Below are 25791 nucleotides of genomic sequence, written 5' to 3' on the forward strand. Positions count from 1 at the left end.
TCATGACCCATCCTCACGGTGGACTTGCTCTGGTCAAGGCGCTGCAGCAGCAGCGGGTCGAGCGGGTATTCTGCGTGCCCGGCGAAAGCTATCTGGCAGCGCTGGATGCCCTCCACGAGGCCGAGATCGAGACCATTGTCGCCCGCCAGGAAGGTGGGGCTGCGATGATGGCAGAGGCCGATGGCAAGTTGAGCGGGCGCCCTGGCGTCGCCTTTGTGACCCGCGGCCCGGGCGCCACCAACGCCGCCAGCGGCGTGCACGTGGCCTATCAGGATTCCACGCCCATGGTGCTGTTCGTCGGCCAGGTGGCAAGCGACCAGCGCGATCGCGAGGCCTTTCAGGAGGTCGACCTGGTCGCCATGTTCTCGCCCCTGGCCAAGTGGGTCGCCAATATCGATCGGGTCGACCGCCTGCCGGAATACATCAGTCACGCCTTCCACGTGGCCCAGAGCGGGAGGCCTGGCCCGGTGGTGCTGGGCCTGCCGGAAGACATGCTGTCGTCAGACTGTGATGCGGCGTCGGTGCCTGCCGCCACCCTGCCTAGCGGGCTCGCCGCGCAGCACGACGTGCAGGCAGTGATGCGCGCCATTGGCAGTGCCGAACGCCCACTGGTCATCGTCGGAGGCGGCGGCTGGTCAGCTCGCGCCGCCGAAGCACTAGGCCACTTTGCACGCCTGTGCGAACTCCCCGTCGGCGCCTCCTTTCGCTGCCAGGACTACCTGGACAATCGCCACCCGAACTACGTCGGCGACGTGGGCATCGGCATCAACCCGGCGCTGGCCCAGCGGGTCCGTGATGCCGATCTGATCCTGGCCCTTGGCGCGCGCCTGGGCGAGATGACCACCAGCGGCTACACCCTGCTGACGCCACCGCTGCCACGTCAGCGGCTGATCCACGTGCATGCCGATCCCAGCGAACTTGGGCGGGTCTACCGTCCTGAGCTGGCGGTGGTCGCGTGTGCGGGGGCGATGATCGAGCAGCTGGCGGCAGCGGCCGAGGCGCCCAGCGTCGAGCGCGGCGCCTGGGTCCGCGCCGCCCGCGACGACTACGCCAGCTGGCAACAGCCGGAGCCCACGCCAGGCGCGCTACGTATGGAGAACGTCATTGCACGGCTCAATGAGGTGCTGGGTGATGACGCCATCCTGACCAATGGCGCCGGCAACTACTCCGCCTGGCTGCACCGCTACTACCGCTATCGCGGCTTTCGCACCCAGCTTGCCCCTACCTCGGGCTCCATGGGCTATGGCTTGCCCGCCGCCATTGCCGCCAAGTTGCGCCATCCAGAGCGGGATGCCATCTGCCTGGCCGGCGACGGCTGTTTCCAGATGGTCTCCCAGGAGCTGGGCACCGCCTGCCAGTATGGCGCTGCGGTGGTGATTCTGGTGATCAACAACGGCATGTACGGCACCATTCGCATGCATCAGCAGAAGCGCTACCCACGGCGGCCGTCCGCCACCGACCTGGTCAATCCAGACTTTGCTGCCCTGGCCCGCGCCTATGGCGCCTTCGGCGAGCAGGTGAGTCGCGACGAGGACTTCCCCGAAGCCCTGGCGCGCGCCCTGGACCACACCCGCCAGGGCAACACGCCGGCGCTGCTGGAGCTACGCCAGGATCGCCAGGCCCTGTCTCCCCGGCTGACCCTGGAACAGCTCAATCCCTGAGGCGAGCGTGCTGGCAAAGCCGACCGACGCGCTGACCCGCTGCGCGCCAACGGCTGGACAGCTAAGACCAAAGGCCCGGCCGTCGATCAGACGGCCGGGCCTTTGGCGTGCAAGGGACCCATCCAGCGCCGCCAACGCCCTGGAGGAAAAGGCGGTGGCTGAGGCAGGTCAAGCTCAATACCTGGATAAAGGCCTGGGTCAGGGACGCGGCGGTGTCAGGCGTGGCAGACGTGACTCCAGCAGCGCCGCCACCTGCATCACTCGGTCATCAGCGAACTTCGGCCCGACCAGGTGCAGCCCCATCGGCAGTCCCTGCTCGTCCAGCCCGCAGGGCAAGGAGGCGGCGGGCTGTTGGGTGAGGTTGAAGGGGTAGGTGAAGGGGGTCCAGTCCATCCACTCCCGATAAGGCCCGCCCGGGGGTACGTTGTAGCCGGCGGCAAACGGCGAGATCGGCATGGTCGGGGTTACCAGCAGGTCATAGCGTTGATGGAACTCGCCCATGGCGGCGGTCAGCTCGCTGCGATGACGACGGGCGGCCAGATACTGCGACAGGGAAATTCCGGTGCCGCGTCGGGCGATCTCGAGGAAACCGGGATCCAGCATGGCCTGCTGCGACTCATCGAGTCTCTCCAGCACCTGGGAAGCCCCGGCAAACCACAGGGTATTGAAGGTCTCGATGGGATCGGCGAACCCCGGATCAACCCACTCGACACTGGCGCCCAGGTCCTGCAGCAGCGCTGCGGCGCGGATGACTCCCTGGCGAATGTCCGGCGCTACCTCGACATAGCCAAGGTCGAGACTGATCGCGACCCGAACGCCGCGCAGGTGATCAGGCCGCGGCGCCTGCCAGTCGATGGGGCAACGCGGCCCCGCATAGCCATCGCGGCTGTCCGGCTGTGCCAGCAAGCGCATCATCAGGGCACTGTCTTCCACAGAGCGAGTCATGGGCCCCAGGTGGGACAGGGTACTCATGGCGCTGGAGGGCCACTGGGGCACCCAGCCAAAGGTGGGTTTGATGCCAAAGGTGCCGGTAAAGCTGCAGGGAATACGGATCGAGCCACCGGCATCGCTCCCCTGATGCAGCATGCCAAGGTTGAGCGCCGCCGCCGCCCCGGCTCCTCCCGACGAGCCGCCTGGGGTCAGACGGGTATCCCAGGGATTGCGACAGATGCCATGCAGCGGGTTATCGGTCACCCCCTTCCAGCCGAATTCCGGCGACAAGGTCTTGCCGACGATGATGGCGCCGGCCTCGCGCAGAAAGCGCGATACCGGGGCATCGACAGCGGCAGGAGCATGGGCATCGCTGGTACGTGAGCCCAGCCGCGTCGGCATGCCCTGGGTCAACGTCAGGTCCTTGATGGTCACCGGCACGCCGTCCAATGGCCCGCACGGTCTGCCCTGTTGCCAGCGCAGGGTCGACGCCTCGGCGGCCGCCAGGGCATCGTCCCCAGCCACATGGGAGAAAGCGTTGACCCGTGGGTTGTCGCGGGCGATGCGCGACAGGCAATCTGCGATGACCTGGCTGGGCGTGCACTCGCCGCGGCGATAGGCCTCAAGCGCCTGGGTCGCTCCCAGATCAGCAAGCTCCGCCGCCTGGCCGGTCGTCACTGCAGCCTCATGGCTCATGCCTGGCCTCCCTGATCAGCGGCGGCACTGCCATCACCGGCACTCTCGAGCATGGCGTGCAACAGCACATCGCAGCCGGCCTTGAGCTCCTCCGGCTTGGCATACTCGCTTTCGTTGTGACTGATACCATCCTTGCAGGGCACAAAAATCATCGCCGCCGGCGCCACCCGTCCCACGAAGATGGCGTCGTGGCCCGCGCCACTGACGATATCCATATGGCTGAGCCCGTGGGCCTTGGCACCGGCACGCACGGCCTCGATGCAGCTATCGTCGAAGGCCTCCGGCGGAAAGTCAGCGGTGGGCGTCAGCTCTGCCGCCAGACCATGACGCTGGCTGACCTCCTGCACCACCTCAGCCAGCTGGGACGCCATCGTCTCAAGGGTCAGCGGGTCCAGGTGACGCAGGTCGACGGTCATCTTGACCTGCCCAGGAATGACGTTGCGCGACCCGGGATGGGGCTGCATCACACCGACCGTACCGCGCCCGTGGGGGGCCGCGTCGCGCGCCATGCGGTTGATCGCTACGGTAATCTCGGCGGCACCCACCAGCGCATCCTTGCGCAGATGCATGGGCGTCGGTCCGGCGTGGGCTTCAACGCCGGTCAGGGTCAGATCAAACCATTTCTGGCCAAGTGCACCGATGACCACTCCCAGGGTGGTGTCGGTATCCTCGAGCAGGGGCCCTTGCTCGATATGCGCCTCGAAGTAGGCCTTGACCGAAGAGGGGTCCAGCCGATCGCTACCACGATAGCCGATGGCATCCAGGGCCTCGCCCACACTGACGCCAGCGTCGTCCTGGCGAGACAGCATGTCGTCCAGACCCAGCTGGCCGGCATAGACTCCCGAACCCATCATGCAGGGCGGAAAGCGGCAGCCTTCTTCGTTGGTCCAGGCGACCACGTCGATGGGCGCACGGGTAGTGATGGCATGCTGATTGAGGGTACGGACCACCTCAAGCCCCGCCAGCACGCCGAAGCAGCCATCGAACTTGCCACCGGTGGGCTGGGTATCAATATGGCTGCCGGTCATGACCGCCGGCAGGTCGGGTTCACTGCCCTCGCGACGCGCCACGATGTTGCCGATGGCGTCGATACGCACGCTCATGCCCTCCGCTTGGCACCAGCCGATAAACAGGTCACGGGCCTGGCGGTCGAGCTCGGTCAGGGCCTGGCGATTGACGCCGCCCTTGGGAGTGGCGCCCAGCTCTGCCAGGGACATCAGTGAGGCCCACAGGCGCTCGCCATCGCAGGCCAGGGTGGCAGTCGCTGCGGCTGCCGGGGAAGTGACGGTTGCTGTCATCAGAGTATCCTTGTCATTGTGCTGTTTCAGCGCCCCAGGGGAGCGGTGACGCTAGGTCCTGAGGGCGTAGCGTGGCCCCAGCCGAACGCAGCGGCCGGGGCGTCGCCAGGTCAGGCGCTGAGGGCCAGATAACGGTCACGTACCGCGGGATCGTCACGAAAATCATCGGCGCTGCCGGTGTAGACGATCTGGCCCTGTTCGAGGATGTAGTGGCGATCGGCCACCTCTTCGCAGACCCGCAGATTCTGTTCGACCAGCAGTACCGAAAGTCCCTCGCCGCGAATGGCCTTGAGGATCTTGACGATCTCGTCGACGATGACTGGCGCCAGGCCCTCGGTGGGCTCGTCCAGCAGCAGGATCTGGGGATCGTTGAGCAGCGCCCGGGCAATCGCCAGCATCTGCTGCTCGCCGCCGGACAGAGCGTTGCCGCGATTGCGTCGTCGCTCCTCGAGGCGGGGGAACCAGCGAAAGATATCTTCCATCTGCCAGCGACTGCCGCGGCGAACGGCGATCTGCAGGTTCTCTTCGACGCTGAGAATGCTGAAGATGCCACGATGCTCCGGCACCAGCGCCACGCCCTGGCGAGCAATCTGGAACGGTGCCTGGCCAAGCAGCGGCGTGCCTCGCAGGCTGATGCTGCCGGTCGGCGTATCGACCAGGCCCATGATGCTTTTCAAGGTCGTGGTCTTGCCTGCACCGTTACGTCCCAGCAGCGTCACCAGCTCGCCTTCACCGACCTTCAGCGACACCCCTTCCAGGACGTGGCTCTTGCCGTAATAGCTGTGAATATCCGTCAACTCGAGCATCAGGCGGCTTCTCCCAGATAGGCGTCTCTGACACGGGCATCATTGCGCACGCTGTGGGGGTCGCCCTCCACCAGCACCTGCCCCCGGTTCATGACGGTGATGGTGTCGCTGATCGACATCACGATGCTCATGTTGTGTTCGATCAACAGAATGCTGTGGTCTCGGCCCAGCTCGCCGATCAGCGTGGTCATGCTGGGGATATCGTCGATGCCCATCCCTGAGGTCGGCTCATCGAGCAATAGCAGGCGTGGTCGCGGGCAGATCGCCATGCCGACCTCGAGAATGCGCTGCTGGCCATGGGACAGCTCGCCCGCGGCCACCCCGGCACGGCCTGACAGACCAATGCGTTCGAGAATCTCGTCCGCTCGAGCCAGGTGCTCGCGACGCTTGTTCAGGCGTTGCCAGAAATTGAGGGCGCGCCAACCGTCGACCCCCTGGGCCGCCAGCCGCAGGTTCTCGTGCACGCTCAGCTCCTGAAACAGGCTGGTCACCTGAAACGAGCGCGACATGCCAAGTCCCACTCGGCCATGGGCTGGCTCGCGGGTGATGTCTCTCCCCTCCAGCAGGATCTTGCCAGCGCTGGGACGGCGCTCGCCGGTCAGGCAGTGGAACAGGCTGGTCTTGCCTGCCCCGTTGGGCCCGATCACGGTATGGATCTTGCCCTTGCCGATACGCAGGTTGACACCATCCACGGCGTGGAAGGCCCCGTAGGCGAGCACCAGGTCACGGGTTTCCAGCAGAGTGTCGGCGCCGGGACGCGAGGTTTGCGTGGTCATTGGTCGCCCTCCTTGCCATCGGTGCGCTTGCTACGACGTTCCAGCAGGCTGGACAGGCCGCCCCACAGACCACCTCGCATAAAGATCACCACCGCGATCAGGGCCACCCCGAGCAGCAGCATCCAGCGCGGCCAGATCGATGACAGCAGATCACCCAGCAAGACGATCGCGCCGGCGCCCAGCAGTGAGCCGAACAGCGAGCCGGTGCCGCCGATGATGGTCATGATCAGGATCTGTTCGGACATCAACAGCTCGATGTTCGACAGCGGCACGAAGTTCAGCAGCATGCCGTAAAGGGCACCGGCGAGGGCGGTGATTCCCCCGGACAGCACGAACACCATGACCTTGAACAGTCGGGTGTCATACCCCAGCGCCGAGGCGCGCTGTTCGTTCTCGCGGATCGCCAGCAGGGTGCTGCCGAAGGGTGAGTCGGTGATGCGTCGTGCCACCACGTAGATGACCGCAAACAGCACCGCGACCAGCGCATAGAAGGCCAGCGGTGAGTCGAAGCTGATCAGGGTGGTGTCGCCCACTGCCAGGGGCGGACGTGGCACGTCGAGCAGGCCGTTGTCGCCACCGGTCCAGTCACTCAAGGTGTAGGCCAGAAAGTAGGCCATCTGGGTCAGGGCCAGGGTGAGCATCACAAAGTAGATGCCTTTACGGCGGATGCACAGCATGCCGACACCCAGCGCCAGCACGGCGCCCACCACCACCGCAATCAACAGGGCACCGACCAGCCCGGCATTGAGGTGGATCATCGCCAGGGCACTGATATAGGCCCCCGCACCGAAGAAGATGGCCTGGCCAAAGGACAGCAGACCGGTGAAGCCGAGCAGCAGATTGCAGGCCAGTGCGGCCATGGCAAAGATCAGAATCTCGGTCGCCAGGGTCGCCGACGGCAGCACCACCGGCAGCAGCACCATCACCGCCAGCATGGCCAACGTCGTCCCCGCCCCCAGGCGGCCCTTGAACCGGCTTGGGCGCGCAGCGGTGCTGGTAGGTTCCAGAGTCTTGGTCATCATCTCATGCTCTCCCGAACAGTCCGTGGGGACGCAGCAGAATCACCACTGCCATGGCGGCGTAGATCATCAGGCTTGCGCCTTGTGGCCACAGCGAGGTCATCAGGCTCTGCACCACGCCCACGATCAATCCCGCCACCAGGGCACCACTGAAGGAGCCCATGCCACCGATCACCACCACCACGAACGCCAGCCCCAGAACCTCTGGGCCGATGAACGGATGGGCCCCGCGCAGGGGAGCCGAAAGCACCCCAGCCAATCCCGCCAGGCCCACTCCCAGGGCAAAGGTGACCGAGAACAGACGAAAGATGTTGGAGCCCAGCAGCGACACCATCTCGGTGGACTCGCTGCCGGCCCGGACCAGCGCGCCGAAACGGGTCCGCTCCAGCAGCAGCCACAGCACGACGGCGACCAAGGCACTGAAGCCGATCAGGAACAGTCGGTAGTAGGGGTAGGCAAAGTTGCCGATGCGCACCACACCCTGCAGGGCTTCCGGGGTGGGAATGCTCTTGCCCACTGGCCCCCAGATCATGATCGACAGTTCCTGAATGATCAGGGCGATGCCTAGCGTCACCAGGATCTGAAAGGTATGCGGCAAGTGGTAGATACGCTGGATCAGGCTACGCTCCAGCGCCCAGGCCAGCAGCGCGACCAACAGCGGTCCCGCCACCAGGGCCAGCCAGAAGTTGCCGGTCAGGCTGACCAGGGTGTAGCAGAGGTAGGAGCCGACCAGGAAGAAGGCTCCATGGGCAAAGTTGACGAAGTTCAACAGGCCGAAGATCAGCGTCAATCCCACCGAAATCAGAAAATAGATCATCCCGAGCCCCAGGCCGTTAAGGACCTGGAACAGATAGACATTAAGCATGGTCGCGGCTCCTGGAATGCCGAGGGCGGCGCCCCCGGCAGACGGACGAGGGCTGCCTTACAGCTGGCAGGGCGAATCTTCGGGGGCGACAAAGGACTGGCCGGCGCTGATCACGTCGGCATAGTCATCGTCATCGTCCATCTCGTCCTGAGCCTTGCCCTGGAGCAGGTAGTAATCCTTGATGACCTGATGGTCAGACGCTCGGATGGTTTCTTCGCCGGTCGGCCCTTGATAGGTGTACCCCTCCAGGGCTTCGATCAGTGCCGGACCTGTGCTGGCCCCGCTCTGGTCGGCGACCTCCAGCATCACCCGCGTCATGGTGTAGTCCGCTGCCAGCGGATAGGTGGGCGTGATGTCATAGGCGTCGCGCACCGCTGCCACCAGCTCGTTGTTGAAGGGTGTATCCACCTCGTGCCAGTACTGGGCGCCGAAGTAGATGCCTTCGACATTGGCGGCACCCAGCTCTTCGAACTGGTCCAGGCCCGCCGACCACACCATCAGAATATCCATCTGATCATTGAGGCCGAAGTTGCGTGCCTGGCGCAGGGCGTTGGAGGACTGGGCGCCAAAGTTGAGCAGCACCAGTACATCAGGAGAGGCCGCCATGGCGTTGGTCAGGTAGCCGGAGAATTCCTGCTCCTGCAGCGAGTGATAGCTGTTCCCCACGTGCTCGACACCGGCTTCCTCGAAGACGGCCTTGGCGTTGTCGAGCAGCGCCTCGCCGAACACATATTCCGGGGTGATGGTATAGAACCGCTTGGCCTCGGGCAGCGCTTCCATCAACGGCACCAGGGTTTCGCGAATGGCGCCGTAGGTCGGCACCGACCAGCGGAAGGTGGAGGCGTTGCACTCGGTGCCGGTCAGTTCGTCGGCGCCGGCAGGCGTCATGAACACCCCCTCGACGCCAGCCACTTCCTTGCCTACCGCCAATGCGGTGGAGGAAAGGGTGGCGCCGTTGAACAAGCGGGCGCCGTCCTGGTTGATGGCTTCCTGCACCTTGCGGATGGCCCGGCCGGCATTGCCTTCGGTGTCCAGGCTGACGTAGTCGATATCACGTCCCAGGGACGTTCTGGCTTCTTCCACCGCCAGGCGAGACCCCATTTCGGCGTACTTGCCATAACTGGCGAAGGCGCCAGACAGCGACTTCACGCCGTAGAAGGTCAGTGGTTCCTGATCCTGGGCCAGCAACGGCTGGGCCACGAGTCCAAGGGCCAGGGCGGAAAGCAGAAGGGGTGTCTTGCGCACTGTCATTGTTATTCCTCTTGTCGACGTCATCGGAGTGGATGAGGGGTCGCTGACGTGGGTGGCTTGATTGTTGTTATAAGGGACGCTGTTGTTGTTATAGGTCGCTGTGGGCCGTCGCCGGATCGCGCTAAACGGGATCAGCCGCTTTCGCCCAGCACCTCGGGCGACACCAGAAACTGGTTGGCCATCTCGCCTTCCAGGGCCGACATGTGGTGCTCCGCATCACACATGTGCTCGAACATAAGACGGCGCACCGCTTCACGGTCACCGTTGTCAAAGGCTTCCATCAGGGCGATGTGGTAGCGAATGTTGGACTCATCAAAGGCATGACGTTCCGGCCGATAGGCCTTCTTGATCACCACCAGGTCGCGCAGTAGATCGTTGAGAAAGGTGCTCATGAAACGCAGCAGCGGATTGGGGCAGTACTCCGCCAGAATGTTGTGGAACTCGAGCTCCAGCATGCGGTGCTGGCGCTGGCTCAGTTCATCTTCATGGGGCCGCTGGCAGTGGGCGATGTTGTCACGCAGCCGCTCACGTCCGGCCTCATCAAGATGATCCATGGCCGCTACCGCGACCTCCACTTCTACCATCCGACGCAGCTGATAGACCTGGCTGCCATCCACGTGCTGAAAGTGCAGAAAGTTGCGCAGCGCGCGGCAGGCCGGGTCGATGGTCACTTCTCGGATGATCGCGCCACCGCCTGGACCCGTCTTCAGCACTACCAGCCCCTCCACCTCAAGCACCCTGAGGGCCTCACGAATCGTGCCCTTGGCGCATTCATAGCGCTCCACCAGGGCTTTTTCGTTGGGCAGCCGGTCCCCTGGCGACAGGTTCTCCATCACGATCTTCTGCTTGATGTCCTCGCAGATCAGGTCGGCGAGCTTCTGACGGCGCTGGGGAAAAGAAGTCGGCACGGGCATCTCGGTCATTTATTCGAATAAATATAAGGATTAGTCCCAATGCGCGAATTGGTCAAGTCAATTTATGCCAACGCCAGCAGACCCAATTACGTTTAGATTTACTTACCTAAGCGAAAACAGAGTGGTGTTTTATCAACTTTCTACAGCCGCCATGCTGCCGTTATGTCACGACCATCCGGCTATCACCGCTCGGCGCTTAGCCTGACCTAGACAGTCCGGACAAGACAGCCCGAACAAGACAGCCCGGACAAGACAGACCCGATAAGACAGCTAGACCACGACAACGACAGGCCATGACCACCAGGCCCCGGCCCCAGGCGGCTGACAGGAGACCCACCATGCTGACCTTCGACACTCTGGAGACTCGCCCCGACGCCACCGCAGAGAAAGCGGATAACAGCGACCTGAACCATCACTACTGGATGCCGTTCACCGCCAACCGGGACTTCCACGCTCACCCACGGCTGATCCACGGGGCCGAGGGTCGCTACTTCATCGACGATCGCGGGCGTCGGCTGTTTGATTCCCTGTCAGGCCTCTGGACCTGCGGCGCCGGTCACAACCGGGTTGAGATTCAGCAGGCGGTGGCCCAGCAGCTAGGCAGCCTCGACTATGCGCCGAGCTTCCAGGTGTCCCACCCGCTGGCCTTCAAGCTGGCGGAAAAGGTCGCCAGTCTGACCCCCAAGGGGCTCGACCATGTGTTCTTCACTGACTCTGGCTCCGAGTCCGCCGATACCGCGTTGAAGATGGCCAAGGCCTACTGGCGCCTCAAGGGACGCCCGGAAAAGACCCGCATGATTGGCCGCGCCAAGGGCTACCACGGGGTCAATGTCGGCGGCACCAGCCTTGGTGGGATCGGCGGCAACCGCAAGCACTACGGCCAGCTGATGGACGCCAGCCACCTGCCCCATACCCTGCAACCGTCACTGGCCTTCACCCGCGGCCAGGCCGACACCGGGGCAGAGCTGGCCGACGCCCTGCTCGAGCAGATCGCCCTGCACGACGCCTCCAACATCGCGGCGGTGATCGTCGAACCGATGTCAGGCTCCGCCGGCGTCATCGTTCCGCCGAAGGGCTATCTGGATCGTCTGCGCGAGATCTGCTCTGCCCACGATATCCTGCTGATCTTCGACGAGGTCATTACCGCCTTCGGGCGCAGCGGTGCCCGTACCGGAGCCGAGGCCTTCGGGGTGACGCCAGACCTGATGACGGTGGCCAAGCAGATCACCAACGGTGCGGTGCCCATGGGCGCGGTGATTGCATCCAACGAGATCTTCGACACCTTCATGCACGCAGGCGGTGCCGAGCACGCCATCGAATTCACCCATGGCTACACCTACAGCGGACATCCAGTGGCCTGTGCCGCGGCCCTGGCGTCGCTGGAACTGTTGGAGCGGGAAGACTTTCCCGGCCAGGTCAGAGCCATCGCCCCCGCCTTCGAGGACCGTCTGCATGCCTTGAAGGGTCGCCCCCATGTGGTTGATATCCGCAACTATGGCCTGGCCGGAGCGATCCAGCTGGCACCACGGGACGGCGACCCGAGCATTCGCCCAAGGGACGCACATCTGGCCCTGTGGGAAGCGGGTTTCTACGTGCGCTTTGGCGGCGATACCCTGCAGTTTGGTCCTCCTTTCGGCACCACAGAGGCAGAGCTCGAGCGGCTATTCGACGCCGTGGCCACCACCCTCGACCGCCTGGCGTAAGCACATTGAGCGCCCCAGGAGGCAAACATCAGCGCTGACGGGTGAGTGGCAAGAACGGTTATCCACGCCACATCGACAGCCTGTGGACAACCTTTACACCCATCATTCACAGCATTATCCACAGGCAGGTGTCATGCCTGCCTGTGGCCACTGTTCACACCGATATCGTCGCTGGACCCAGCGTCCAGACATCACCCTTCAAGACAAGAGGTCTTCAATGGAATACGTCAGTCACTGGATCAATGGCCAGGACCTGGAGTCCAGCCGCACCTTGCCGGTCACCAATCCCGCCACCGGCGCTACCATCCGCCAGGTGGCCGAGGGCGATGCCACCACCGTGCAGGCCGCCATCGAGGCAGCCAAGGCCGCCTTCCCGGCCTGGCGCGACACCCCGCCAGCCAAGCGCGCTCAGGTGATGTACCGGTTCAAGGCGCTGCTGGAGCGTGACGCCGAGCGTCTGGTCCAGCTGATCAGCGAGGAACACGGCAAGACCGTCGAAGACGCCATGGGCGAGCTCAAGCGCGGTATCGAGAACGTGGAATACGCCTGCGGCGTACCGGAACTGCTCAAGGGCGAATACTCCCACAACGTGGGCCCCTCCATTGACGCGTTCTCCAACTTCCAGCCGCTGGGGGTCGTCGCGGGCATCACTCCGTTCAACTTCCCGGCCATGGTGCCGCTGTGGATGTACCCGATGGCGATTGCCTGCGGCAACGCCTTTATCCTCAAGCCTTCCGAAAAGGACCCCTCCGCGGCGGTCGCGGTCGCCAAGCTGCTGGAAGAGGCGGGCCTGCCCCAGGGCATCATGAGCGTCGTGCAAGGTGGTCGTGAGACCGTGGAGGCGCTGCTGGATGCCCCCGACGTCAAGGCCATTTCCTTCGTTGGCTCCACTCCCATCGCCGAAACCATCTACCGCCGTGGCGCCGAAAGCGGCAAGCGCGTGCAGGCCCTCGGTGGCGCCAAGAACCACGCCATCGTGCTGCCCGACGCTGACATCGACAATGCCGCCAACACCCTGATGGGGGCTGCCTTCGGCAGCGCTGGCGAACGCTGCATGGCCATTTCCGTGGCGGTGTGTGTCGGCGATGACACCGCTGATCGCTTGATCGAGGCGATGACGCCGAAGATCGCCGCGCTGAAGATCGGCCCCGGCACCGACAAGGGCCTGGACATGGGTGCCCTGGTCACCGCCCAGCATCGTGACAAGGTGCTCGGCTATATCGAGAAGGGCATTCAGGAAGGCGCCGACCTGGTCGCCGATGGGCGCGACCTGGTGGTGCCAGGCCATGAAGACGGTTTCTTCGTCGGCGGCTGTCTGTTCGACCGAGTCACCCCGCAGATGACCATCTATGCAGAAGAAATCTTCGGCCCGGTGCTGTGCGTGGTGCGGGTATCGAGCCTGGATGAAGCCATCGACCTGACCAACGCCCACGAGTACGGCAACGGCACCTGCCTGTTCACCCGTGACGGGGAAGCGGCGCGCCGCTTCACCGATGCCATCGAGGTTGGCATGGTCGGCATCAACGTGCCGCTGCCGGTACCGGTGGCAAGCCACAGCTTCGGTGGCTGGAAGCGCTCGCTGTTTGGTGACCTGCATGCCTACGGCCCTGACGCGGTGCGCTTCTATACTCGCCGCAAGGCCGTGTCCCAGCGCTGGCCATCATCCTTCGAGACCGCCAAGGCAGAGTTCAACTTCCCCTCCGGCGGACAGTAACCCTGCATTCGATACAACAACGGGCCCCCAGGGGCCCGTTTTCTTTTGCCGTCACACGCTATTGTCACTCCACGCCGAGCGGCGAACAGATCCCTTGCACAGCCCTTCCACCGATTACCACACGCTTATTCACAGTCAAACCGCACACTTATCCACACCCTTGTCGGCGCACTACCCTTTCGTCAGGCTTGCTGTTCGCTCGCTGAAAGCCACGTTCACCTGCTACCTGTCAGCGTCGCAACGGCGGCGACGGCCATGACGCCAAATGAGTCATGCCTGGTTTGGCCATAGTTGGGTCATAGTTTGGCTACAGTTGGGTCATCGTTTGGCCATACCTTGCTTTAGCCGCGCTTTGTTTAGCCGCGCTTCGACTAGCCGCACTTCGACCAACCGCAGCCGGCGTAGCAGGTGGGGCAACCGTCCATCATGATCAGCTCGCCGCGACACTCGGGGCAGTGGCCAACCACCGCGGGGCCGGCGCCTTCACCTGCGCCATCCACGACGGGCTTGCCATCCAAGGGCTCGACCGCGCCGCTCGGGGTCTCGTCCTCGACCTCGGCGGGGAACCAGCCGTGGCCAGAGGCCTGACGCTTGGCATAGCGGCTGACCAGCTCCTCTACCGGAATCTGGTTGCCGTCGATATCGAGAAAGCCGCGGCGATAGAGGATCTGCTGGATCGACCAGGCAATCGCGGCAACCTCGGAGTCGTGGAACATCGGCTTGTTCCAGCGGTTCATGCCGCAACGCACCAGGCCCTTGTCCCAGGCCACCTTGCGCAGATCGGCCACCGCCTGGGTGACGTAGCCGCCGCGGGCGGCCAGCGACAGGCTGCGCATGGTGGCGGTGATCCACTGGTGCTCGCTGGACAGCTGACCGGAGGGAAAGAAGAACTCCACCGGACGCTCGATGATCACGCGCTGTCCGTTCAGCACCCCTTCCACCGGCATAAAGGACACCAACAGGTAGACCTTCTTGCGGCCTTCGGCGCCGACGTAGGAAATCTTCTCGGACACCGCCTCGAGCGTTCCCTCGGGGCGCGAGGGAATGCGCATGGTCAGCGGGTTTTCTTCGGGCAGAGGGGGCGGCACCGGGGCCGCAGGGGCCTCTTCGCTCTTGACCCGGTAGCCCACGATCTTGGATGTGATTTCGACAGCCATCAGCAGGCTCCTCCACAAAGATGATTCAGACGCGGTGCCCACAGGCGCCGGCCACCACGCAACGACCTTTCGCCCCGGGCGTTACCACTTGCCATAGGTCCCCTCCTTCAAGGCGTCGTAGAGGTTGGCGGCATTGTGCTCCTCGCCGTCGTAGATCACCGTCTCGTCGCCCTTGAGTTCGAGGGTCTCGCCGTTCTCCAGCTCGAACACGTAGGTGGTGTTCTTGAGGTCATCCTCGCGCACCAGCACGCCCTGGAAGGCCTCCGGATTGAAGCGGAAGGTGGTACAGCCCTTGAGGCGGCTCTGGTAGGCGTCCAGATACAGGTCCTTGAACGCCTCGAAGGCAAAGTCGGTGGGCACGTTGACCGTCTTGGAGATCGCCGAGTCGACCCAGGCCTGGGCGGCGGCCTGCACCGCCACGTGCTGCTTGGGGGTCACCGCATCGGCGGTGATGAAGTAATCCGGCAGGTCGCTCTCTACCGCCTCGGCGTGCATGAAGTGACGATAGGCGGCCAGCTCGAAGGACACCACCTCGACCTGCTCCTTGGTCTTCTTGCCCGCCTGGATGACGTTACGGAAGTAGCGATGAGAGAACGACGGCTCGATACCGTTGGAGGCATTATTGCCCAGCGACAGGCTGATGGTGCCGGTGGGGGCAATCGAGGAGTGATGGGTGAAGCGCGCCCCATGCTCGGCCAGCTGCGCCACCAGTTCAGGCTCGACCTCGGCGATCTTCTGCATATAGCGGCTGTAGCGGGCATGCAGGGTGCGGCCTGGCACCTTGTCGCCGGCCTCGTAACCATCGCGGCTCAATTCTGGACGTTCACGCAGCATCCTGGGGGTCAGCTCGAACTCCTGTTCGAGAATCGGCGCCATGCCCTTCTCGCGGGACAGCTCCAGCGCCTGCTTCCAGCCCTCCACGGCCAACACCCGACTGACTTCCTCGGTAAAGACCAGCGATTCGGCGCTGCCATAGGGCATCTTGAGCATGGTCATGGTCGATCCCAGTCCCAAAAAGCCCATGCCATGGCGGCGCTTGGCCTCGATCTCGCGACGCTGGCCGGACAGCGGCAGGCCGCTGATCTCGACCACGTTGTCGAGCATGCGGGTGAAAACCGCGACCACCTGGCGGTACTTGTCCCAGTCGAAGCGCGGCGCCTCACCAAACGGGTCGATCACGAAGCGAGTCAGGTTGATCGAGCCCAGCAGACAGGCCCCTTCCGGCGGCAGCGGCTGCTCCCCACAGGGGTTAGTGGCGCGGATCTCTTCGCAGAACCAGTTGTTGTTCATGCGATTGACCTGGTCGATCAGGATGAAGCCAGGCTCGGCGTAGTCATAGGTGGAACGCATGATGGTGTCCCACAGCTCGCGCGCCTTGATCACTTCGACCACGCGGCAGGCCACGCGCCCTTCGGCGTCCACCGTGTAGCCGTCTTCGATCACCGGCCAGTCACGATAGATCAGGTCCTTGTCCTCGACATCACCCCTCTCGCCGGAGTGCAGGGGAAAGGCCAGCGGCCAGTCGGCGTCCTCTTTCACCGCCTCCATGAACTCGTCAGTGATCAGCAGGCTGAGGTTGAACTGGCGCAGTCGACCGGCTTCACGCTTGGCCTCGATAAACTCGCGAACATCGGGATGGCCCACGTCGAAGGTGCCCATCTGAGCCCCGCGGCGTCCCCCGGCGGAGGCGACGGTGAAACACATCTTGTCGTAGATATCCATGAACGCCAGGGGGCCATTGGTGCCAGCGCCGGCACCGAACACGAAGGCTCCCTTGTGGCGCAGGGTGGAAAACTCGTAGCCAATACCGCAGCCGGCCTTGAGGGTCATGCCGGCGTCCACCACGCTGTCGAGGATGTCGTGCATGGAGTCGCGGATGGTGCGGGACACGGTGCAATTGATCAGGCTGACGGCGGGCTTGTAGCCCTCGGCGCCGGCGTTGGAGGTGATCCGGCCCGCCGGTACGGCACCGTTCTCCAAAGCCCAGCGAAACTTCGGCAACCAGATGTCGGCGGCATCGCCTTCCACCGCGGCAAGGGCCTTGGCCACACGCTCCCAGGTGGCCTGAAGGTCGGCATCCACGGGCTGGCCGTGACGATCCTTCAAGCGGTACTTGGCATCCCAGATATCATACGAGGGACCCTGCATGGGGACCTCCTGCGACAGGGCGGCGGCCTTGGCGGATGTGGTCATGAACACATGTCTCCGATGAAATTGCCGGCAAAGAAACGAGGTAACAAGGGCGTCGACGCGCGTTACGGCCAAGGTCGATCGCTATACTAGATATAGTTAAATTTTTGGCCGGCGGCACAATATAAACGAAAAAACCGGACACGGAAGGCCCGGTTTTTAAATTGCCTTTGGCGCATAAACGGTCACGCCGGGACCGGCGAGGACCTGGCGGGGACGCCAACCGTCCGGCGCATCCTAGACGGTACGGGAGAAGCGCCCACTTTCCGCCACCAGGTAGGCGTCGAAGGCCATGGCCAGATTGCGCATCATCAGCCGGCCTGCCGGGAGCACCCTGAGTGCGTCCTGCTTGATCTCGATCAAGTCGTCCTCGCGCATCTCTTCCAGCTGGTTCAGCGCCGCCGCGAAGTGCTGCTGAAAGTGGATACCATGACGATCTTCAAACTCGGCAAAGCGCACCTCACCGTGGCACATCAGGGCAGTGATCAGCTCTGCGCGCAGCTGGTCCTCCGCGGTCAAGCGGTAACCACGTAGCACCGGCAGCCGCCCGGCCTCAAGGTGCTCGGCGTATTCGGCGGTGGTCTTGACGTTCTGGCTGTAGGCATCGCCCACCTTGCCGATGGATGTCACCCCCAGGCCAATCATGTCGCACTGGGCATGGGTCGAGTAGCCCTGGAAATTGCGCTGCAGGGTGCCATTCTCACGGGCCAGACTGAGCTCATCCTCGGGCAAGGCAAAGTGATCCATGCCGATATAGACGTAGCCCGCCTGGGTCAGCCGCTCGATGGTCAGCTCGAGCAGTTCTAGTTTACGCCCAGGCGGCGGCATGTCCTCGTCACGGATCAGCCGCTGCGCCTTGAACAGCGATGGCAGATGGGCGTAGCTGTAGGCGGCGATACGATCGGGCCTGAGCGCTACGACCTTGGCCAGCGTGGTATCGAAGCTGTCACGGGTCTGCAGCGGCAGCCCGTAGATCAGATCCACCGACACCGAGGCGAAGTCCGCCTCCCGGGCGGCATCCATCAGCGCCGCTACCTGGGCCTCGCTCTGCAGCCGATTCACCGCCTTCTGCACCAGGGGGTCGAAGTCCTGAACGCCGAAACTCAACCGATTGAAGCCCATGGCCCGCAATTCGTGTATCTGCTGGGGCGTTACCGTGCGCGGGTCCACTTCCAGCGAAAACTCACGACGGGACGGCGGAGCGAAGGAAAAGTGTTGCGCCAGGCTGTCGATCAGCCCGGCCAACTGGGCGTTGGTCAGAAAGGTGGGGGTGCCTCCGCCCAGGTGCAGCTGAGTCAATTCGCGGTCGTTATCGAACAGTTCGGCCTGCAGGGCGATCTCGCGCTTGAGCAGGTTCAGATACTCGGCGGCACGCTCGCGATTGTGGGTAATGATCTTGGAGCAGGCGCAGTAGTAGCAAAGGCTCTCGCAGAAGGGCACGTGCACGTACACCGACAGCGGCTTTGGCTCTCCTTGCTGGCTGCGTTGTACCGCCTGTCGATAGTCATCGACGCCGAAGCCCGCATGGAAATTCGGCGCAGTGGGGTAGGAGGTGTAGCGCGGGCCGGGACGATCATACTTTTCGACCAGGTTACGCTGAAACGGCAGAACATCGGATGACATCGACAAGGCCTCTCATGACACGACCGCCCGACGGCGGCATCTGTCGGCATTGTCTCACGTCATCTCGGCTTGGCTGCGACAGACGAAGCCAGACATGATCTGCATCAAATCAGTGCCAAGACGTCATCCCCAGGCAGATCGGTCTCTAGTGCTAGCGCATGACGGCCGCCACCGCAATGATGCCTGTCTGATTCCCTTGATCCCCATCAAGCATAGTGCGTAGCGACTACCTCTCCCTAGCGAAAGTTGACCAGCGTCATAGGGTATTGTCGCTGAGCGCTCCAATACTCGAGAGTCCCAAGGGTTGCCGGCAGCTCTGGCTTGCCGACACAACGACCCCGGACAGACTCGGCTGGCGGCGTGGCATGCCTTGCCCACGCTGCCCGTCCGCAGACCCAATCCCGAGGAGCGCTCATCATGAAATGGTTCCCCCTGGCCGCGCTTGGCGCCGCCTGTCTGTTCAGTGTTACTGCCCACGCCGCGGGCGACGCCGCCGCCGGTGAAACCAAGGTCGGGGCCTGCGCCGCCTGCCATGGCACCGATGGCAAGGCCACTGGCCCCATCTATCCCAACCTGGCAGGACAGAATGCGCCCTACCTGGAAGGCGCGCTGAAGGCCTACCGCGACGGCCAGCGCAGCGGCGGCATGTCCGCCATCATGGCCCCCCAGGCGGCTGCACTGTCCGATCAAGACATCGCCGATATTGCCGCCTACTACTCCTCACTGACGCCCTGACACCAGGTCTCTAGGCTGCTAGGCCACCCAGCGAAGCGTTCTCTCTAGCTTCCGGTGTCCTACAGTACCGGCAACCCTCAGCCAGGCCGGGCTCTCGTGCCAGCACATGACGACCACCACCGCCATGATGCCTGCCTCACAATGGCGGCTATCACCCACGGCCTGCTGGCACATGGGCCTTTCGGGAGGCACGAGGCGGATAGCCATGCGGCGCAAGCCGCTGATGACCGTGTCGGGTGTCACAAAGAGACGTCATGACGCACGTAACATGCCCCCTGGCGCGTTATCTCCCCTGCTATGCCCGCGACGCTATGCTCACGACATGCTTCTGCGCCATTTATCAAGAGCCACGACTATCCAGACATACTTCAGCGAGATTTGCTCCATGGCGGCACGCCCGTCGATCCGCTTCCCAGGAGAGAAGCTTCCTTAAGCACTTTGCTAAAACACGCATTTATGACCACACAATCATTGCTGGATATTCCAGAAAAATCATAAATTTTTCTCGCTCTCGAGGTCCCTTCATCACATCCTGAAAATGTTACCTCGCCATCCCAATCTACCCCCTTTGATAGACACATTGCCGTCACGGTGGGTCAGTCAGATGTCGCGATTTAGTCATTTATCGACACCTAGGCGATGAAAAAAATAGTGACGCTTTACGCTGTATGGTAGTGAAATCCATCTGGAAAAGGCGAGACCACTGCGCCACAAGTGACTCATTCCCTTACCGACATCCCCCTTCGTACGGCGCCTCCAGCCCCTGCCTGTCCGGCTTTCTCTCTGCTCACTCGCTGATAGCCCAGTAGATTGGCCGGCCGAATAAAGTCTCAATCGTGGTAGCCACATCAGCAGACTTTCTTCCAAATACCCCGAACGAGGTATGAAAACTAAACCAATGCGGTCATCCGAACTCATTAATTCATGTTTCATCTATTTCAAGAAAAGTTCCATGCTACATTCAAATTATAGTGAGGTTTTGATGACATCAAAGATGATGAGAAATCTGCTCACGATCGAGTAATTGATATAGGTCATGTGCTGTAGGTTTTTCCACACATTACTTCACTTTCATGCTCCATACCTGCGTTAGTATTGCCCTCCCCTGATAGAGTCGAACCCGATAAAGATCTTCCTCTATCGCTTTCTAACTGCCGCCCTAGGGCGCCGGGATACGACCCATGCACCTCACACGTTTTACTGACTACTCTCTTCGCGTTCTCATGTACTTGGCAGAATCAGGTAATGAGCGCACCACCATCGCCGAAATTGCCTCGCGATTTGAGGTATCTCGCAACCATCTGATGAAGGTGGTCCAGGAACTCAGTCGCCTGGGCTATGTGTCCGCCGTCAGAGGAAAGCACGGAGGGCTGTCGCTCAAGCGTCAACCCGCCAGCATCCACCTGGGCACATTGGTAAAGGATACGGAGCACAGCCTGGCCTTGGTCGAGTGCGATGGGGACGACAGCGCCTGCTACATGGCACCCATCTGTCGCTTCAAGCAGATCGCCAACGAGGCCTTGGCAGCGTTCCTGGAAGTACTCGACCGCTATACGCTGGATGACCTGATGACCACTGACTGCCGCCAGCGACTGCACGCCTTGAAGCTGATTTCGCTGACACCGGAAGCCGAGAGCGCCTGATCGCACCGGCTAAGGCCGGGACAGAGACGCCCGTGAGTGCTAGCCTCCTGAGCTCTGTCTCGAGCGCTGTCAGGAGCTGTCATGCCGTTTTTGCTGTCCCATGCCTTTTCCGTTCACCGGGGTATTCGCCGTGGTGCCAGTCGTCTGCTTGGCATGGCGATCCTGGTAGGCGCGCTGACCAGCTCCCAAGCCGTATTCGCCACCAGCTTCAATGTCGCCGACGGACAACGTCACCAACGCTGGCAGTCGCTGACCGCCTCTCTGGGTGGGGAGCGACATGTACGCGCCCTTGAAAACACCAGCTACAGCGATACGCTGCTCAGCATCAATGCCACGGCAGGGCACTGCGCCATCCATTGGCTTGAGCTGAGAAGCCGCCTGGGGGAACGTCAATCACGCAGTGAAGTGGTCAACCGCGTGCCCGTCGATATTCTGGTCGATGAGCAGACCGCCCAGACCGGGACGGCAGTGCTTTCTACGCAGCGGGGCGATGACGGTCTGTATGTCCACGTCGAAGATCTGGACATGCCACTGCTGGAGTCACGCCTGAGCACCGGCAGTACGTTGCATCTCCGGCTGCGCATGACCGAGAAGGAAAGTGACTATTGGTTTCTCAGTTTCTCACTGGCAGGCGCCGATGAGGCGCTGTCGCGCTTGAACAGGTTGTGCACTCAGGAGGCAGGCGACTCCTCCGACTCGCCCTCTATCTCGCCATGACGACCTAGCCTGTACGATCTAGCCAGGACGATACCCTTCGGCGGACTCGGTCTCTGTCAGGGGTCCTCTGCTGGTCTCACCCATCAACCACTGCTGGGCGAACTCTTCGCTGCTCAGTGGACGCGACAGCAGGTAACCCTGGCCATGGTCGCACCCCAGATCGCGCAGGGCCTTTAGCTGAGCAGCGGTCTCGATGCCTTCAGCGACCACGGTCAATCCCAACTGCCGTGCCATGGCGATGATGGTCGCCACAATGGCGTGATCGTTACTGTCCGTCAGCATATCGCTGACAAAGGACATGTCGATCTTGACCGCCTCCACCGCAAAACGCTTCAGGTAGGCAAGGGACGAATAGCCGGTGCCGAAGTCATCGATAGACAGCGAGAAGCCTCGCTGGCGGAGATCGTCGGTGATTCGCACGGCTTGCTCAGGGTCCTTCATGAAGCCGCTCTCCGTGATCTCAAGCCCAAGCTGTTGCGGCGAGATCCCATAGCGACTGGCAATGTCGGTCAACTGCTTGGCCAGGTCTGGGTCCTCAAACTGTGCGGCAGCCAAATTGACGTGCAGGCGATGCGGCAAGCGCGTCAGCGAAGCGTCCTGCCACTCTTTCAGCTGGCGACAGGCGCGCTCCATCACCCAGCTGCCCAAGGCCTCGATCATGCCACGCTCTTCAGCGATCGTGACGAACTCTGACGGGCTCACCCAACCCAGCTCGGCATCGAACCAGCGGCACAACACCTCGGCCCCAACGAGAGCCCCACTGCCCAACGCCACGCTGGGCTGAAAACACAGTTCCAGCCGCTCTCCGGCCAGCGCATCATCGAGGCGCGCAGCCAGCACCAGGCGACGACGCAGGTCACGACCCATTTCCGGCGCATAGAAACGATAACCGCTGCGGCTTTCCTTGGCGTGATACATGGCGATATCGGTGTGTTTCAGCAGTTCTCTAGGCCCATCCCCATCCTCTGGGAAGAAGGCAACGCCGATACTTACCTCCACGTTGAAGCGATGACGGTCATGCACCACCGGAGCATTCAGTGCACTGAGCAGTCGCCCCACGACCTGAGCCGTTCCGATTTCGTCAGCTCGCTCGACCATGACCACAAACTCATCGCCGCCCAGGCGGGCCAGGGTACCCTGCTTGCCCAGGCAGGCGCTGAACCGTGCAGCCACTTCCTTGAGCACCTGGTCACCTACATCGTGGCCCTGACTGTCGTTGATTTCCTTGAACCGATTGAGGTCCAGAAACATCAGCGCGACCCGGTGTTGCTCGGTGCGCGCCAGGGCGATAGCACTCTGCAGACACTCCATGAAGTTAGCGCGATTGGGCAATCCGGTACCGGGGTCAAAGAACGCCAGTCGGCGGATATGGGCGTCGCTGCGTCGCCGCTCCAGCTCCGCCGACGCGCCTGCGGCAAAGATGCGCAACAGGTGCGACACGGGCTCTGGGTCGTGCAAAGGCTCACGAAACAGCACGAACAATGTCCCAATGGCATCCCCGCTAGCGTCTTCCAGGCGGCGCCCCACATAAGCCTCCACACGGACCCCGATCATCTCCTGGGCACGTGGGTAGCGGTCGCTTACCCCACGCGCAATAACGTGTTCCAGGTCGCGAAAGGCATCGTCGCAAGGCAAGCCTTCAAAGCAGTAGTGAAACGGTGCCACCGGCTGACCATCCACCAATCCAGCCAACAAGGTCGCCTGTAGCGGGACGCTTTCTTCTACCCGGGACACAAAGACACCGTCTGCTCCCAGAGCCTTGGCCAGTCGGCGCACAAACTGAGAAAAAAAGGCGTCATCACTGCGGGCCGTGACCACTTCCGCCATATCCAGCACCGCCTGCTGTGTATGGCGTTGATGCTGGTGCGCACGCATGGCCTGCAGCCCAAACGACAGATTGCCCGCCAGCTCCCTCAATAGCGCCAGCTCACCGTCACTGGCGCGATAGGGTGTGTCCATCAGCAGCACCATCACGCCCCGGCGCCCACTCCCCAGATGTAGCGGCAAGGCGATTTCAGCCCTCACTCCGAAGCGCTGGACCCAGTTGGGGTAGTGTTCCATGTCGGCGTAATCGGCCACCAGATGCTCTACGTCCTCACGAATCGCTCTCCCGCTCGGCCCCTGACCATGGCGTCCGTCAGCATCCCAGCTGAAGCTGGCATGGCGCAGCAGTTCATCCGCCCCCCCAGCACTGGCCAGCGGCAGAATGCGATAGTCCGGTGCGTCCTGGGCCAACCCTGCCCAAGCATAGCGATAGCTCCCCTGATCAACAGCCAGCCGACAGACCTCTTCGAGTACGTCCATTTCGTCCGTCAACCGGATCACGGCTCGGTTGACCAGACGCAGCAGTGTCAGAGCGCGATGGGTTCGCTGCAGCTGCCGGTTGGTGGCTTCCAGTTGAATCGCGGTAGATGCCAGTTTGCGCTCGGTGCGTTGATGGGAGAGTTCAGCGCCGCAGCGGGCACCGGCAATTCGCAGCACCTCCTCCACCAGATGTTGCTGGCGCAGAGGATGGCGGTACAGCGCCACCAGCACCCCGTGCAACTCTCCATCCGGCCCATGCATGGGAACACCGGAGTAGGCCTGGGCCCTGAACTCACGCAACCATTGGTCATCGGGAAAGGCATGACAGACGTCTTCGGTATAGCTGCAGGCGCCACTGACCATGGCGCCATGGCAGGGAGTCCCCGCCGACACGTATTCGATGTTCGGCAGGCATTCGCCATCCACATACAACACCAGCGTGCGCAGCCTCGTGCCATCCCCGACGGGTACCGCCACCACCAGTGCATCTGCATTGAGAATCACCGCCAGGCGTTCTACCAGATGAACAAAGAAGTCTCCCCCCACTTCGCGAGAGAGGCTGTCGGCAAGGCGCTGAAAGGCTCGGCGGGCGTCCATCTTCATCGGCTGAGCGACCCATCCCTGAATCAGGCATTCAATGTATCGAGAATAGCTGAATTGGAGCTGACATCGCAGTGGGGGTTTCCACGCTAAGGGCCACGCTGATGAAAGCTGACGATGCAGCCTGTTCTACCAGCGCCTATGCTGTTGGGTGATACGGCGATGTCACAGACGCTCGCCGACCGCACGCCGTTTCCAGGCAACACCTCTTGCAGCGGGAGCTACGCCCATGGCAGACGCCACTACAGTGGCTCTTCCTCACTGCCACAACCACTATCTGGTGATGCGCCATGGACATAGCCAGGCCAATGCCAGAGGACTGATCGTGTCTTCCCCTACCCACGGCTGCGAGGGCTATGGCCTGTCTGCCAAGGGCGAGGAACAGCTGCAGCACCGACTCGACAGCTGGCATCTAGCGACACCGACACATATCGTGCACTCCGACTTTCTGCGTACCACCCAGACCGCCGAGCACGTCGGCGCGTATTTCTCGCTCACGCCCACGCCCGACCAACGGCTTAGAGAGCGTTTTTTCGGTGATCTCGACCAGGGTCCGGATAGCGCCTACGCCTCTACCTGGAGCCACGATGCCGAGAACCCCCATCACCACCTTCAAGGCTGCGAGAGTGTCGCGGACGTTGTCCAGCGTATGTTCGCGCTGATCATCGACCTGGAGGCCCGCTTTCACCACCAGACCATCCTGCTTGTCAGCCACGGCGATCCACTGCACATCCTGCTGACAGCCGCCAGCGGGCAGCCACTGTCGGCACATCGTGACCAGCCGCCACTGGCCCCGGCAGATATCCGTCCTCTGATCGTGGGCGCCGATGCCGCTGGCACCACCTCCTCCTGACGCCGTTTCCACGGGTCCCTGACGGGCGGGCGGCCCTCGCCGGTACGTCTCCCACGTGACCAGCACCTTCCCCGACCGGCAGCCCTGCCAGGCTCCTGCCTGTGCACAACACTGTGGACGACACAGAGATGTCCTGTGGAAAAGTCGCAGAAGCGCGATCAACGCCTATCCTGGCCGACAAAAGCTGTGCAGCCATCGGATAGAAGCAGCGACTGTCATGGATCTCGTACTTTTAGCGCCCGATTCTGCGAAGTTCGTACCAAATCGTCACTCGCCCGCATGATATGTTGCGAACCACACCTCTATCTCTCTCAGAGGCATCGCTCTCAGAGGCAT

The 25791-nt window shown here is 62.6% G+C and carries 19 protein-coding genes; 7 read left to right on the top strand and 12 right to left on the bottom strand.

Translation table 11 applies throughout. From position 1 onward, the window contains the following. The first annotated feature begins 2 nt into the window (after window positions 1-2). A complete protein-coding gene (locus KUW18_RS04265) occupies window positions 3-1661 on the top strand; it encodes a thiamine pyrophosphate-binding protein (protein WP_222560874.1) in 1659 nt (552 codons plus the stop codon). A 198-nt stretch (window positions 1662-1859) separates the two neighbouring features. Here KUW18_RS04265 and KUW18_RS04270 read toward each other — a convergent pair whose 3' ends face one another. From KUW18_RS04270 to KUW18_RS04305, 8 genes are all read right to left on the bottom strand, one after another. Further along, window positions 1860-3287, bottom strand: coding sequence for an amidase (locus KUW18_RS04270; RefSeq protein WP_222560875.1), 1428 nt, complete (start codon window positions 3285-3287; stop codon window positions 1860-1862). Beyond that, window positions 3284-4585 (bottom strand): Zn-dependent hydrolase, encoded by a 1302-nt coding sequence (locus KUW18_RS04275; protein WP_222560876.1) that lies wholly within the window; start codon window positions 4583-4585, stop codon window positions 3284-3286. Before KUW18_RS04275 ends, KUW18_RS04270 begins: the two co-directional genes overlap by 4 nt. A gap of 110 nt (window positions 4586-4695) precedes the next feature. Then, on the bottom strand, window positions 4696-5391 hold the full coding sequence (locus KUW18_RS04280) for an ABC transporter ATP-binding protein (protein WP_222560877.1): 696 nt from the start codon (window positions 5389-5391) through the stop codon (window positions 4696-4698). Then, window positions 5391-6167 (bottom strand): ABC transporter ATP-binding protein, encoded by a 777-nt coding sequence (locus tag KUW18_RS04285; protein WP_206943738.1) that lies wholly within the window; start codon window positions 6165-6167, stop codon window positions 5391-5393. The genes KUW18_RS04280 and KUW18_RS04285 overlap by 1 nt, the downstream gene beginning before the upstream one ends. Next, window positions 6164-7189 (bottom strand): branched-chain amino acid ABC transporter permease, encoded by a 1026-nt coding sequence (locus tag KUW18_RS04290; RefSeq protein ID WP_224851947.1) that lies wholly within the window; start codon window positions 7187-7189, stop codon window positions 6164-6166. The genes KUW18_RS04285 and KUW18_RS04290 overlap by 4 nt, the downstream gene beginning before the upstream one ends. Window position 7190: 1 nt before the next feature. Beyond that, entirely contained in the window at window positions 7191-8051 is an 861-nt protein-coding gene (locus KUW18_RS04295; protein ID WP_206943736.1) for a branched-chain amino acid ABC transporter permease, read from the bottom strand. Window positions 8052-8108: 57 nt separating this feature from the next. Next, window positions 8109-9302, bottom strand: a complete 1194-nt coding sequence (locus tag KUW18_RS04300; protein ID WP_206943734.1) for an ABC transporter substrate-binding protein — start codon at window positions 9300-9302, stop codon at window positions 8109-8111. Window positions 9303-9433: 131 nt separating this feature from the next. Beyond that, window positions 9434-10210 carry a FadR/GntR family transcriptional regulator gene (locus KUW18_RS04305; RefSeq protein ID WP_409995820.1) on the bottom strand — a complete coding sequence of 259 codons (777 nt, stop codon included), beginning with the start codon at window positions 10208-10210 and terminating at the stop codon, window positions 9434-9436. A 428-nt stretch (window positions 10211-10638) separates the two neighbouring features. On the opposite strand from KUW18_RS04305, the gene KUW18_RS04310 reads away from it, so the two are divergent. Beyond that, a complete protein-coding gene (locus tag KUW18_RS04310) occupies window positions 10639-11919 on the top strand; it encodes an aminotransferase class III-fold pyridoxal phosphate-dependent enzyme (protein WP_308126692.1) in 1281 nt (426 codons plus the stop codon). A gap of 217 nt (window positions 11920-12136) precedes the next feature. Next, complete coding sequence (locus KUW18_RS04315) at window positions 12137-13633, top strand: CoA-acylating methylmalonate-semialdehyde dehydrogenase (protein WP_206943728.1); 1497 nt, start codon at window positions 12137-12139, stop codon at window positions 13631-13633. Window positions 13634-14004: 371 nt separating this feature from the next. Here the strand turns inward: KUW18_RS04315 and KUW18_RS04320 are convergent, their stop codons facing one another. The 3 genes from KUW18_RS04320 to hemN all read right to left on the bottom strand — a co-directional run bounded on the left by KUW18_RS04320 (window position 14005) and on the right by hemN (window position 18603). Further along, window positions 14005-14790 (bottom strand): ribonucleoside-diphosphate reductase, encoded by a 786-nt coding sequence (locus KUW18_RS04320; RefSeq protein ID WP_222560879.1) that lies wholly within the window; start codon window positions 14788-14790, stop codon window positions 14005-14007. Window positions 14791-14871: 81 nt separating this feature from the next. Further along, entirely contained in the window at window positions 14872-16983 is a 2112-nt protein-coding gene (locus tag KUW18_RS04325; RefSeq protein WP_222560880.1) for an adenosylcobalamin-dependent ribonucleoside-diphosphate reductase, read from the bottom strand. Between the two features lie 234 nt (window positions 16984-17217). Beyond that, window positions 17218-18603, bottom strand: coding sequence for an oxygen-independent coproporphyrinogen III oxidase (hemN, locus tag KUW18_RS04330; protein WP_222560881.1), 1386 nt, complete (start codon window positions 18601-18603; stop codon window positions 17218-17220). Between the two features lie 417 nt (window positions 18604-19020). Between hemN and KUW18_RS04335 the strand changes: the two genes are divergently transcribed. The 3 genes from KUW18_RS04335 to KUW18_RS04345 all read left to right on the top strand — a co-directional run bounded on the left by KUW18_RS04335 (window position 19021) and on the right by KUW18_RS04345 (window position 21698). Continuing rightward, window positions 19021-19338 (top strand): c-type cytochrome, encoded by a 318-nt coding sequence (locus tag KUW18_RS04335; RefSeq protein ID WP_206943721.1) that lies wholly within the window; start codon window positions 19021-19023, stop codon window positions 19336-19338. A 1181-nt stretch (window positions 19339-20519) separates the two neighbouring features. After that, the gene (locus tag KUW18_RS04340) at window positions 20520-20981 is read left to right on the top strand and encodes an Rrf2 family transcriptional regulator (protein ID WP_206943719.1); all 462 of its coding nucleotides are present in this window, start codon (window positions 20520-20522) and stop codon (window positions 20979-20981) included. An 81-nt stretch (window positions 20982-21062) separates the two neighbouring features. Then, the gene (locus KUW18_RS04345; RefSeq protein WP_261396419.1) at window positions 21063-21698 is read left to right on the top strand and encodes a hypothetical protein; all 636 of its coding nucleotides are present in this window, start codon (window positions 21063-21065) and stop codon (window positions 21696-21698) included. Between the two features lie 18 nt (window positions 21699-21716). On the opposite strand, the gene KUW18_RS04350 is transcribed toward KUW18_RS04345, so the two are convergent. Next, window positions 21717-24605 carry an EAL domain-containing protein gene (locus tag KUW18_RS04350; RefSeq protein WP_222560882.1) on the bottom strand — a complete coding sequence of 963 codons (2889 nt, stop codon included), beginning with the start codon at window positions 24603-24605 and terminating at the stop codon, window positions 21717-21719. A 226-nt stretch (window positions 24606-24831) separates the two neighbouring features. Here KUW18_RS04350 and KUW18_RS04355 point away from each other — a divergent pair, with 226 nt between their 5' ends. After that, entirely contained in the window at window positions 24832-25455 is a 624-nt protein-coding gene (locus KUW18_RS04355; RefSeq protein WP_261396420.1) for a histidine phosphatase family protein, read from the top strand. Window positions 25456-25791: the final 336 nt, after the last annotated feature.

The sequence above is a fragment of the Halomonas sp. DP5Y7-2 genome, from assembly GCF_019802025.1.
GTDB lineage: Bacteria > Pseudomonadota > Gammaproteobacteria > Pseudomonadales > Halomonadaceae > Halomonas > Halomonas litopenaei_A.